Genomic DNA, 10178 nt, shown 5'->3' on the forward strand with positions numbered 1-10178 from the left:
CAGCGTTCAGTGCACCCAGGCAAAATTCCCTAGGGGCGGAGCCGACTGGGGTTATCGGCAAATGGCGGATGGGGTGGGATTCGAACCCACGAGACGGTCTCCCGCCCGCCGGTTTTCAAGACCGGTGCCTTCAACCGCTCGGCCACCCATCCGTGCCTTGTAATCGCTAGCTTTTCCGGCTTGAGGGCAGGGGCCTGAGGGCCGTCTGCTACCGGATTGCTACCGAACGGTCTAAGATGCTGGCTTTACAGCCCGCCGGATCGCCGCGTCAACCTGCTCCGCCGCATCGGCCTGCATCCCCGGCATGACGTGGCTGTAGAGGTCCAGGGTGATCGCGATCGTCGAATGTCCGAGCCGCTCCTGCGCGATCTTCGGATGGACGCCAGCCGCGAGCATCTGGGTGGCGTGGCTATGCCTGAGGTCATGGAAGCGGATGCGCTCCAGCTTCGTCTTCGCCAGGATCCGCGTCCATTCGTGGGTGAGGGACCTCGGCTGAAGCGGCGCGCCGTCGATCTGCGAAACAACGAAGGATCGATCGTCGGGGCGGATGCCGAGCTTCAGCTGCTCCTCCGCCTGCCGGGCGCGATATGCCTTCAGTTCCTCCACAACGGTCGAGGAGAGGCTCACGACGCGCGACAGGCCGCTCTTGGTCTCCTTCAGCCGGACCACGCTCTTGATCTGCTCAGCGGTCTCCACGACGGCGAGGCGGCAGTTCACGAGGTCGACGTTTCGCCAGCGCAGCGCGACGATCTCGCCGCGCCTCAAGCCGCACATTACAGCCAGGAGGACCGGCACGAAGATCCGGGTATCTCGCACGGCGTCCAGCAGCTCGGCGGTGGTGCCGGCCTCATACGCTCGCATCTCCTTTCGCTCGACCTTGGGCGGCTTCGATGCCGTCGCAGGGTTCTTCGGCAGCATGTCCCACACCACTGCCTGACTGAGAGCCTTGATCAGCACGCGCCGCATATGATGAACGGTGCGCGGCGCAAGGCCTCCCTTGCCGTCGCGACGGCCGCTGGCGAGGGCTGAGGTCCAGGCCGCGTCTATCCTCTCCGTCTTCAGCTTCGACAGCAGGACGTCGCCGATCAGCGGGACGATGTTCTTCTGCGCGATCTCGGCATAGCGCTCCAGTGTCTTCGGCGAGACGGCCGACTTCTCGTGATCGAGCCACCGATCGAGGTAGGCGGCGACCGTCGTCTTCGTCGGCTCGGTATATCCGCCGTGTCGGATGGCTGTAATGATCCGCGCGCATTCCTCCTGCGCCTGCCTTTTCGTCCCGGCGAAGGAATGCCACTTTCGGCGTCGCTTACCGCCTGCGTCGGGCAGGTCGACAATGATGGCCCACTTGCCCGGCGATCGTTCGCGGATGTGACCTTTCATTCGCCCTCTCCTTCCGACTTCGTTCGCTTCGCGAGGATGCGAGCGATCTCGTCTGCAAGAAACTGATCCTGTTCCTCATCATCCATTTTTTCGAATGAGTCGTGAGTGGCATCAGACCAAGACTGAATGGCTAGAAACAAGGTGCGACGATCATCTCGACTCTTTCGTCGGCGAAGCGCCTCGCTGAGAGACAAGATTGTTTCATAAATTAGGTCCTTTGACTTCTCCGCTGCGACCGAAAAATTTCGTTCCCCGAGCAATGGTGCGGTCGCTTTGGAAAGCACCTCCACCTCCATGGCTAGCGTCTCTGCGGCGTCGAATGCATCAGATATAAGTACTTGAGACTTATCGGGGTTGTCGGTCAGGTAAGTCTGATCGATTTCTTCCTCCACGGCCTCGTACAAGGATCTCATATTCCTCAAGAGTACGTCGGACTGGTCCGAGATGATCTTCATCCGGCCATGAGAAAATATCCCTATTTGGCAAAGTCGCCTTACGGCCTCGGATCTCGAGCTAATCCGGTTCTCAAACCGCCAATCATCGATACTCTTTAGTTCTTCTTTGCTGATTTTGACGTGTAGGCGCTCAGTGTCGCCCTCGCCGAGTTTCGGTCGCGCCATCAAACAATCCCCAGTTTTCGTACGTTATGTGCGCACGAAACGCTTGCCAAGCGGTTAACGGCTGATAAGGTGTGCACGTATCGCACGATATGGAGCACATCATGACGATCGACGAAGCCTTGGCAAGACCCACCATCTCGGTCCCGGACGCAGGCGCTCTGTTCTTCGGGTTGGGGAGAAACGCAGCTTACGACGCGGCAAAAAGCGGCGAGATCCCGACCATTCGCATTGGCGGACGGATTGTCGTCCCCGTGGCGCCGCTGGCCGAACGGGTCGGCCTGCGCAGCACCATCGGGACCGCGGCATGACAAGGGCGGCTCAGAACGTGGAAGGCCCGGCCGAGGGTGCAACCTCGCCGAGCCACGGTTCCACCTACCCCAGCAAGGATAAGGATATGAACGTCTCAACACATACCACGGCAGCTCGAGAGCCCGCAACGAATCCCTTTCGCTTCGAGGCGGAGTACCCGGCGGAAGCGACGAAGATCCGCGCGATGGAAGGCGGCGAGCTGATCATCCTAGTGGATGGCCTGATCGCGGCCATGGACGCCTACTTGTCCATCGTGAACATGCCCCGGTGCCAAGAGGACAGCCCCTCACACTGCTGGCTCGACTACGAGATGGAGCGCCTTGGCGCAATCCGCGAAATGGCTATGGAAGAAATGCAGCGCCGGCCTTTCGACGGCGGGCATGATGACGACGAACGCATCCGCTGCATCGTCGCCTATCTCGTCGAGTGCGGCGAGCCGGTTGGTGAACTCCTCGACCAGACGGCGCAGATGGTGAAGGCGCAGGACACCGCCAAGCGCCAGCGCCGCCATATCAGCGAAATTGGCAAGCTGATCGTCAACGCGATTGTCGATGACGGGCTTACCGAGCGCGAGCAAATCGCGGCGAGCATCCGCGAACGGCTCGCACCGGACGAGGTCAACGACGCGGACCTACAGGCCGCTGCAGATCATGTTCGGGCGATATTCGACGAAGCAGAGGCGAGGGCGGCGGCATGATCACCAACAGCGATCAAAGGCAGCGCGAGGCGTTCGACGAGTATCTCGCAGCGAAGGCTCTTGTCGAGCAGACTGCGTCCTTCGAGGATGCACGAGCGGCCGGTGCAGCATGGCGCCGCTTCCTCGACCTCTACCTCCCGACTGACCGGCGGCTGGGCGAGCCTGCGGCTTGCGCCGTCCTTTCCGTTCAGCATCCGGAGGCGCGGCCATGAGCAGCAACCCCTGGCACAAGCGCTACCACTCGGACGCGCTCAACGGCTACATGGGCCTCAACCTGGAGGAGCGGGGGGCGTACACCACGCTCCTCGACCTCATGTACCAGAGCGGCGAGCCGGTCGTTGATAACGAGCGCCTTGTTGCCGGGTGGATGCAGGTCTCGCTCCGGCGGTATCGGATCCTGCGCGACGGGCTGATCAAGATCGGCAAGATTATCCGGCTCGACGACGGTCGGCTGACCAATGCCCGCTTTGAAAAAGAGCGCGAAAACTCCTCGAAAACCTCTCGAAAACGCGCCGAAAACGGATCGAGAGGTGGAGCAAAATCCGCCGAAGTCCGGAAAAAGCGCAACGATATCAGGGTGCCTGCTCAGCAAGAGCTACAGCAAACTTCAAGCTATACGCGCGCGTTCCAGAAGCCAGAAGCCAGAAGCCAGAGAAGAACCTGACGGTTCTTATTCCGATCCTGACGGATCGGGCGCAAACGCGCCGCCGGACATTCGGAAAGAGCTGTTCGAGGAGGGCGTGAAATCCCTCAGCCGGCAGACCGGCAAGCCAGCGACCAGCTGCCGGGCGCTGATCGGCAAATGGCTGAAATCCAGCCGTGACGACTGCCGTGTCGTCCTGACGAAAATCCGGCAGGCGGAGGTGGATCGGATCGCCGATCCGGTGCCGTGGATCGGGGAAGCGATCAAACCGGCGTGGTCGACAGATCCGGTCGAACGCCAGATGCGGCAATCGTTTTGAACGGCGCGATAATCCCCATGACAGACGTGATCAGCGCCCTTGGCGAGCAGGGCATCTGGCTCCGCTCAGCGGCTGCCGGCGACCACAAGACGACCTGCCCGGCATGCTCGCACCAGCGGCGCAAGAAGACCGAGCCGTGCCTGTCGGTTACGGTCGAGCCGGAGGGCAGGGCGGTCTGGAATTGCCACCACTGCGGCTTCGCTGGAGCAGTCGGCGGAAGGGATCATCGTCCGGCGCATCAGGCTCGGGGGCCGCGCAGCTACCGTCGTCCAGCGCCGGTGGAGAATCCGCAGCGGCCGGACAAGATGCTGGAGTGGTTCGCCGGGCGCGGCATCTCGGCGGAGACCGTCACGGCGGCCGGCATCTATCGGACCCGCATCTGGTTCCCGCAGACGGACGGGGAGCTGGAATGCATCGCCTTCCCGTACGAATGGGCCGGCTCGCTGCGGAACGTGAAATACCGCTCGGCGGAGAAGCATTTCCGCCAGGAGAAGGACCCGGAGCCTGTCCTCTACAACGCGGACAGCATCATCGCCGGGCAGGATCTGATCATCTGCGAAGGCGAGATCGACGCGCTGAGCTTTATCGAGGCCGGCTTCCAGCGCGTCGTGTCGCTGCCGAACGGCGCCCCGGCAAAACCCGAGACGAGCGAACGGCGCTACGAGCCGCTGGCGACCCATGCGGACGCGCTAGAGGCCGTGAGCCGCGTCTACATCGCCACCGATATGGACGGGCCAGGCGAATTGCTGGCGAACGAACTGGCCCGGCGTTTGGGCAAGGATCGCTGCTGGCGGGTGCGGTTTCCGAACCGCGACGACGTCCAGGAGAAGGACGCCAACGACACGCTGATGCATCAAGGCGCTGATGCAGTCCGGCAATGCGTGAAGGATGCGGAGCCATGGCCGATCGACGGCCTGCACGATGCTTCGGAGTTTGCCGACGAGGTGCTGGACCTCTACCACGGCCGCGGCCCGCAGCCGAAGTCCACGGGCTTCCCCGAGATGGACCGTGCCTTTCGGTATCAACCAGGGCAGTTCATCGTCGTCACGGGCATCCCGAACCACGGCAAGAGCCGCTGGCTCGACCAGGTGGCAGTCCAGACGGCGCGCATGAACGGTGACCGCTGGGCAGTCTTCTCACCGGAGACGGGCGACGCCAACCACATCGCGGACCTCTGCGAGATCTGGGCGGGCTTCCCTTTCCACGAGGGACCAACTCCGCGCATGACAGCCAAGGAACTCGCCGATGCCATGGCGTGGGTGAGGGACCGCTTCGTCTTCATCAACGCCAAGGACCACACGCCGGCGATCGACTGGGTGCTCGATCGCGCCAAGGCGGCCGTCATTCGTCAGGGCGTCCGGCACCTGATCATCGACCCGTACAACGAAATCGAGGCAAGCCGCCCTGCCAAGCTCACGGAGACAGAGTTCATCAGCCAGTTCATTTCGAAGTGCAAACGCTTCGCCGCGCACCACGACGTCACTGTCTGGATCATCGTCCACCCGACGAAGATCCGGGCCGCGCCGGGTGACAGCCGAGAGCCGATCCCGACGCTCTACGATCTCGCCGGCTCCGCCCACTGGCGCAACAAGGCGGATGCCGGACTCGTCGTCTACCGCGACTATGCGCGCGATCAGACGCTCGTCATTTCGAAGAAGATCCGGTTCCAGCCGCGGTGCGGAGAGCCTGGCACGGTGAAGTTCGAGTTCCTCGGCGCCTGCCGGCGGTTCGAGGAGATCCCGAAGACATACGCCCGGCTCGGCACCTCGGCGGAGGCGGCCTGATGGGAACGAAGAGTGAAGGGCAGGGCATGACGGCAAGGGCTGGAACGCAGACGGCGAGCGGCGCGAGATACGCGGCCCGGATGATGAAGCGGGCAGCGCGCTCGCCGCGCCTCGATGTCGAGATGGCCGAGGTGGACAATCCCTACTGGACACCTGCCCACGCTAAGGACCGTACGAACCCGCGGAAGGTCCATGCGCTTCGGAATGCAAACGAGAGCCCGCTCGTTCTCATGGAATCGAGGGGGACGATTACGCCATTGCAGGCTGCTGCCGGCCTGCGCTTTCGCATGCTGTATGAGCGCGTCATGGCCGGACCGCCTTCTCCCGGTGATATCCGGGAGCGGGTCGACGGCGGCGGTGGGCGCGCAGACGCGATGAGCGAGAGCCGGATGCAGGCGGGACGGGAACTGGCTCTGGCGGCGCGGGAGATAGGGCGGGCTGAATATTGGCTCGTTCGGTCAGTCTGCGGCGAAGGACAGTCGCTGCGCGAGATCGCGATGAGGACGAAAGTGCGCCGACCGTCAGCGGCAGTGGCACTGCGCCATGCTCTGGACCGCCTGGCCGAGGTGTGGAACCTGGCCTCGAAGGGGACAGTGGCCGCGCACCGCCGGGCTGCTTGACATCGGGGCCCACTTAGGAGCAGATAGACGAATAGGCGGAAGTCCGATCAGGGCTCCCGCCTTCGTTGTTTCGGGCTCGCTGCGGCGGGCCTTTTTCTTCTCTGGATGGCGAGCGCAGGCTCAGAGAGAAGCTGCGTCTCGCATAGCATCAGCCCGTTGCAGAGTTATTTCTGTCCCTTCTTCTCATCCTGAGACAGGACTGAGGCAGCAAGCTTCTTGGCATCAGCTGCCGTAGCTTTCTTCGATCCGCTGAGCACCTTCGATGCCAGAGTGGATGTGCTCGAACTGGATTGTTTCTTGGCCATTCGCATCTCCTATGGTCGCTGCATGAGGATCAATTGTGCCAGAAGGGGACGCAAGGGAATGTTTGGTACCGGTTTGGTTGTCCACCGTTATGAGCACCTACTCAGCCCACCCGATTGTTTTAACGGCGGTCATCTGGCGACGGCCCGATCGAGACGATCGTCGAGTGCGAAAGCCGGCTAGTCATCATTTGAAGAGTTGAAGCGCCCGGCCGGAAAACAGCGAGGGCCGGTGGACGGACTACCAGAGATTTTTGCGAGGAGGCCGATGCTGCGGATCTGGCTGAAATGAGTGGCTAGCGTTGGTTTCTCTGCCATTCCTTGAAATCGTTTCTCAAGTCTGAATCGTCAGCGATCGCCTTGATGTCCAGCCTTGCCGCGCGAACATCGCGTAGGGTTCCGTCTAATTCCTTGGCTATCGCCAGCAGTGTTCGGGTCGGAATTTCGAGGTTTGGGTTCTCTCCGTATTCATACCGAGCCAACATGATCGCAGATTGTGGTTCATCTTTTTCGGCCTTGGCTTCGTAGGCGCCGCCGGTCTCGGGAGGAAGGACCGGCGTGGACCGCCAGTGCGGAAATTGTTTCCGACCGCCGGTAAAGCCCCTTAGGTCTGCTCGGAGCTTGGTGACTTCCGTCTGCAACTGCCTCACTTCGCGAATAAGCTTGGCTAGTCCTGCAGCCATCGTTGAAGCGGTCGGCTCGTCCTTCATGGCTTTGTCCTCAGCCTGGTCCGCAGGTGCCAACGGCATATTACACGTCGCAGGGTCCTCGACCGAGATGGAGCCGGCTGGCTTTTCCACCATTCCCGCGTGGTCAGCCCCAACGGGCTTTGCTCGTCACGGTCTTAAGGCTTCCCTGGAGTCTTCGTTTCCATCAAACCGAAGGGTGAACTCTCCCAGTCTGGGAAGTAGACCCGGCCATGAAGGATCACTTCCTTCAAAGGATTGGCTGAGCATTCGCCGCGCCAATATATGAGGGCGCGCTGGCGCCAATCCACTGGTTGACAGTCTAGGAGCCGACTGTCGGCAACGTGGATGAGCGTGTTCGGCAGGTAATGCAGGCGAACCGGTACGCGGTCTCGCAAGTCTCCGCCCCATGTAAGGGCCGCTCTTTCCGCGTCCTCTCGTGACATGAACGCAAAAAGTGCCTTCCGCCTCGAAGGCAGATGATCGAACTGCTCCCGACGGACAGTTTCCCAGGCGTCTTCTTTGCTAGAGCGTTCATCGGCTTGCGAGGTATGAAACGCATAGCGGGTTGTAACGTCAGACAAACCAGGCATTTCCTGTAACTCGGAGAAAGTGTCGGCGTAGCCTTTCCCAATCCACGCGTTGTGCAGGAGCATTTGATCCGCGAGATGCCATAGGGTCACTGGTTCGTATTGGTGCATTCAGCTTATCCCTCGCTGCGACCGTATATTGCGCGATTAGGTACCGCATCGGACAAATCGCGCGGCTCAGGGCCAAAGCCGCCCGAAGACCTCGTCGACCGTCCCTTGGACCACCACGCTGTTTCCGCCGACGAAGAAGACCTCGGCCCGTTCCGCGCCCGCCTGCTTCAGGTGGGTGATCATCTGGACGACCACGATGATCTTCTGATTGTTGGTGTCGACAAAATGCTGTCGCCCGGGCGAAGCGGCCATGGGGAGTCCTTATCCAGCTGAGCGGCTCTTAGGACGCAACGCGTCATCGCGGTAAAGAAGGAAGGCGCCGCTGCTCTCGCGGCCTACATCTCATCGCTGCTTGGAGCGTTATCGTCATGAACTGGGGTTTTGAGGACTTCGCGGCGGCAGCGGCGCTTCTGGGCGCGGCCGGGATCGCTCTGGTTCTCATCTACGAATCCATGCACAGCCAACTGCGGCGGGTTTTTCTGGGCGTCGCCGTCCTCGTAGTCACACTGGCGATCTGGGCTCACCTGGCGGTGGGCATTCTCTAGGCGGCGGGGCAATAGGTCGCGCCATGCAGATTGTTTTCGCCGGAAAAGGAAGAAACACACTGCCGAATACCAAAGGGTCTGGACGCCGATCTGTTCGCGCCGCTGCGGGCTATCGCGCAAGGTGGAACAAAATGTCTGACAGAAGCGCGCTCACCCGATCCGTCTGGCTTCGTAGGCCCTCGACCTTTTCTTGAAGCGCTCTGATTTGCGTGCTGGCATCGTAGAAGCTCGTTACGCCGAGGATTGACGAGCACGACGAGCAGACGACGGCATTGAGTTTATATCGCGCTCCTTGTGGCTCTATGATTTCAAGCTTCGTGCCCGTTTTGCCGCAATGTCCGCACTTCGCCGTACTGAACATGATCGTCCCTTCCGCTGTTCAGTCGGCAGCCTACTCCGGCGGGCAGGAGCATCAAGGCCCGGCTCTCCCGGATCGTGGCGCGTTACTTGCTGCACAAGCCGGCATAAGTCCTGGCCGGAAACCACTCCTGCTCTGATCGGCTCCAGCAGTAGCCGTCTTCAACCAAGATCTTTCCGATCTCGTTGACCGACTGACACGCCACCTCGACTTCCTGTTCCGTCAAGTCCCCTCCGTCGGGACGTTGGCCCATTTTGCAGACGTATCGACCGGTGTGCCATCGCTCGATCACCTCATCATGCTGGAGGTCTGTTGCTCCGGCCGGGCCGATCGCCAAAACGCCAAACCAGACCACCAAGATCCTCTGCACTGCTCTTTCCCCGTTCAATGGTGTCCACTCTGGTCGAGGGTGCGAGGCGAATTGTCCCTCAAGCGCCTCGGCGCCACCCTGCTCGTCGCGGCCATCACGGGGCCTGCTCGGCTCGCCTTTTGCGATCTAACGTGTTGAGCAGGTCGACGATGTCATCAGCCTCCTCCATGTCCATCAGGATCATCACCTGGCTATGCACGACAGCAGGCAGATCGGTGAAGATGTCGACGACGCGCCATGTGCCGTCCGGGTCCTTGCGAAGCGTGTAGCGATCGTCGGGCATGGCCTGAGGTTAATCCCGTTCTCGATCCCTGAAAAGTGTTCACCACCGCGCGAAAGGCCCTGCTGCACCGCAGCCTCGGGAGAGGCTCTGCGTTTTCGATGAAGTGCGCCACTAACCGACCCATCCGCAACGCAATCAAGGACGAAGCGCTGATGCTAACCCTTCACCTCGCCGGATCCTCGATCGAGATGGACGCCTCCGGGCTCACCACCACGCTCTATGGCGATGGCTCATTCGTGAAGGCATGGCCCGGCGACAGTGCCGAGGACCGTGCCCGCGCCGTCTCTCTCGGCTACGCCAGGAACGATACATCCCTGACGCGGGATAGCTTGGTGCAGATGAGCCGGGAGCACGAGGCAGGGCACGCCATCCTCGCCAGTGTCATGGGCCTTCCGCACTCGCCGACCCTCAAGGGCGTAGCAGATGGCAGATACTGGCCACACTGGCAGGCTGAGGAAGCCGCAGTGCTGGCTGTGCAGCGCTATGCCCGCATGGCCGGCGTTGATCTCGTCGAGGTAGCGCGGCGCATAAGCGGGCAGGCTTAGAACCAGATTGCGCAAG

General features: G+C 61.6%; 16 protein-coding genes and 1 tRNA gene. 9 read left to right on the forward strand and 8 right to left on the reverse strand.

The window, feature by feature from the left end; genetic code table 11:
• Positions 1-62 precede the first annotated feature (62 nt).
• From GGR03_RS03075 to GGR03_RS03085, 3 genes are all read right to left on the reverse strand, one after another.
• A tRNA-Ser gene (locus tag GGR03_RS03075) sits at positions 63-152 on the reverse strand.
• Between the two features lie 79 nt (positions 153-231).
• Positions 232-1380: a tyrosine-type recombinase/integrase gene (locus tag GGR03_RS03080; RefSeq protein WP_183206079.1), complete on the reverse strand. Its 1149-nt coding sequence runs from the start codon at positions 1378-1380 to the stop codon at positions 232-234.
• Positions 1377-1784 carry a hypothetical protein gene (locus tag GGR03_RS03085; RefSeq protein WP_183206080.1) on the reverse strand — a complete coding sequence of 136 codons (408 nt, stop codon included), beginning with the start codon at positions 1782-1784 and terminating at the stop codon, positions 1377-1379. Before GGR03_RS03085 ends, GGR03_RS03080 begins: the two co-directional genes overlap by 4 nt.
• Before the next feature lie 317 nt (positions 1785-2101).
• Between GGR03_RS03085 and GGR03_RS03090 the strand changes: the two genes are divergently transcribed.
• The 7 genes from GGR03_RS03090 (at position 2102) to GGR03_RS03120 (ending at position 6372) form a co-directional block, all read left to right on the forward strand.
• Positions 2102-2308, forward strand: a complete 207-nt coding sequence (locus GGR03_RS03090; protein WP_183206081.1) for a MerR family transcriptional regulator — start codon at positions 2102-2104, stop codon at positions 2306-2308.
• 86 nt (positions 2309-2394) lie between these two features.
• Positions 2395-3006, forward strand: coding sequence for a hypothetical protein (locus GGR03_RS03095; RefSeq protein ID WP_183206082.1), 612 nt, complete (start codon positions 2395-2397; stop codon positions 3004-3006).
• Positions 3003-3218 carry a hypothetical protein gene (locus GGR03_RS03100; protein ID WP_183206083.1) on the forward strand — a complete coding sequence of 72 codons (216 nt, stop codon included), beginning with the start codon at positions 3003-3005 and terminating at the stop codon, positions 3216-3218. Before GGR03_RS03095 ends, GGR03_RS03100 begins: the two co-directional genes overlap by 4 nt.
• Positions 3215-3670: a DUF1376 domain-containing protein gene (locus tag GGR03_RS03105; RefSeq protein WP_183206084.1), complete on the forward strand. Its 456-nt coding sequence runs from the start codon at positions 3215-3217 to the stop codon at positions 3668-3670. The genes GGR03_RS03100 and GGR03_RS03105 overlap by 4 nt, the downstream gene beginning before the upstream one ends.
• A gap of 76 nt (positions 3671-3746) precedes the next feature.
• Positions 3747-3968, forward strand: a complete 222-nt coding sequence (locus GGR03_RS03110) for a hypothetical protein (RefSeq protein ID WP_183206085.1) — start codon at positions 3747-3749, stop codon at positions 3966-3968.
• 17 nt (positions 3969-3985) lie between these two features.
• Positions 3986-5752 carry a DnaB-like helicase C-terminal domain-containing protein gene (locus GGR03_RS03115; protein ID WP_183206086.1) on the forward strand — a complete coding sequence of 589 codons (1767 nt, stop codon included), beginning with the start codon at positions 3986-3988 and terminating at the stop codon, positions 5750-5752.
• Positions 5753-5832: 80 nt separating this feature from the next.
• Positions 5833-6372 (forward strand): DUF6456 domain-containing protein, encoded by a 540-nt coding sequence (locus GGR03_RS03120; RefSeq protein ID WP_183206087.1) that lies wholly within the window; start codon positions 5833-5835, stop codon positions 6370-6372.
• Positions 6373-6536: 164 nt separating this feature from the next.
• On the opposite strand, the gene GGR03_RS03125 is transcribed toward GGR03_RS03120, so the two are convergent.
• The 3 genes from GGR03_RS03125 to GGR03_RS03135 form a co-directional block, all read right to left on the reverse strand.
• A complete protein-coding gene (locus tag GGR03_RS03125; RefSeq protein WP_183206088.1) occupies positions 6537-6677 on the reverse strand; it encodes a hypothetical protein in 141 nt (46 codons plus the stop codon).
• A gap of 293 nt (positions 6678-6970) precedes the next feature.
• The gene (locus tag GGR03_RS03130) at positions 6971-7384 is read right to left on the reverse strand and encodes a hypothetical protein (protein WP_183206089.1); all 414 of its coding nucleotides are present in this window, start codon (positions 7382-7384) and stop codon (positions 6971-6973) included.
• Between the two features lie 743 nt (positions 7385-8127).
• Positions 8128-8313, reverse strand: a complete 186-nt coding sequence (locus tag GGR03_RS03135; protein WP_183206090.1) for a hypothetical protein — start codon at positions 8311-8313, stop codon at positions 8128-8130.
• 116 nt (positions 8314-8429) lie between these two features.
• Here GGR03_RS03135 and GGR03_RS03140 point away from each other — a divergent pair, with 116 nt between their 5' ends.
• A complete protein-coding gene (locus GGR03_RS03140; RefSeq protein WP_183206091.1) occupies positions 8430-8606 on the forward strand; it encodes a hypothetical protein in 177 nt (58 codons plus the stop codon).
• A 443-nt stretch (positions 8607-9049) separates the two neighbouring features.
• On the opposite strand, the gene GGR03_RS03145 is transcribed toward GGR03_RS03140, so the two are convergent.
• Entirely contained in the window at positions 9050-9334 is a 285-nt protein-coding gene (locus GGR03_RS03145) for a hypothetical protein (RefSeq protein WP_183206092.1), read from the reverse strand.
• Between the two features lie 94 nt (positions 9335-9428).
• Positions 9429-9617 carry a hypothetical protein gene (locus GGR03_RS03150; protein ID WP_183206093.1) on the reverse strand — a complete coding sequence of 63 codons (189 nt, stop codon included), beginning with the start codon at positions 9615-9617 and terminating at the stop codon, positions 9429-9431.
• 152 nt (positions 9618-9769) lie between these two features.
• On the opposite strand from GGR03_RS03150, the gene GGR03_RS03155 reads away from it, so the two are divergent.
• Positions 9770-10162: a hypothetical protein gene (locus tag GGR03_RS03155; protein WP_183206094.1), complete on the forward strand. Its 393-nt coding sequence runs from the start codon at positions 9770-9772 to the stop codon at positions 10160-10162.
• Positions 10163-10178 lie beyond the last annotated feature (16 nt).

The organism is Aurantimonas endophytica, assembly GCF_014196845.1.
Taxonomy (GTDB): domain Bacteria; phylum Pseudomonadota; class Alphaproteobacteria; order Rhizobiales; family Rhizobiaceae; genus Aurantimonas; species Aurantimonas endophytica.

What these genes read in the sequence shown, in the direction of transcription:
- GGR03_RS03080 (WP_183206079.1), bottom strand. Translation starts at nt 1,380, where the DNA reads ATGAAAGGTCACATCCGCGAACGATCGCCGGGCAAGTGGGCCATCATT.
- GGR03_RS03090 (WP_183206081.1), top strand. Translation starts at nt 2,102, where the DNA reads ATGACGATCGACGAAGCCTTGGCAAGACCCACCATCTCGGTCCCGGAC.
- GGR03_RS03095 (WP_183206082.1), top strand. Translation starts at nt 2,395, where the DNA reads ATGAACGTCTCAACACATACCACGGCAGCTCGAGAGCCCGCAACGAAT.
- GGR03_RS03100 (WP_183206083.1), top strand. Translation starts at nt 3,003, where the DNA reads ATGATCACCAACAGCGATCAAAGGCAGCGCGAGGCGTTCGACGAGTAT.
- GGR03_RS03105 (WP_183206084.1), top strand. Translation starts at nt 3,215, where the DNA reads ATGAGCAGCAACCCCTGGCACAAGCGCTACCACTCGGACGCGCTCAAC.
- GGR03_RS03115 (WP_183206086.1), top strand. Translation starts at nt 3,986, where the DNA reads ATGACAGACGTGATCAGCGCCCTTGGCGAGCAGGGCATCTGGCTCCGC.
- GGR03_RS03120 (WP_183206087.1), top strand. Translation starts at nt 5,833, where the DNA reads ATGATGAAGCGGGCAGCGCGCTCGCCGCGCCTCGATGTCGAGATGGCC.
- GGR03_RS03125 (WP_183206088.1), bottom strand. Translation starts at nt 6,677, where the DNA reads ATGGCCAAGAAACAATCCAGTTCGAGCACATCCACTCTGGCATCGAAG.
- GGR03_RS03130 (WP_183206089.1), bottom strand. Translation starts at nt 7,384, where the DNA reads ATGAAGGACGAGCCGACCGCTTCAACGATGGCTGCAGGACTAGCCAAG.
- GGR03_RS03135 (WP_183206090.1), bottom strand. Translation starts at nt 8,313, where the DNA reads ATGGCCGCTTCGCCCGGGCGACAGCATTTTGTCGACACCAACAATCAG.
- GGR03_RS03140 (WP_183206091.1), top strand. Translation starts at nt 8,430, where the DNA reads ATGAACTGGGGTTTTGAGGACTTCGCGGCGGCAGCGGCGCTTCTGGGC.
- GGR03_RS03150 (WP_183206093.1), bottom strand. Translation starts at nt 9,617, where the DNA reads ATGCCCGACGATCGCTACACGCTTCGCAAGGACCCGGACGGCACATGG.
- GGR03_RS03155 (WP_183206094.1), top strand. Translation starts at nt 9,770, where the DNA reads ATGCTAACCCTTCACCTCGCCGGATCCTCGATCGAGATGGACGCCTCC.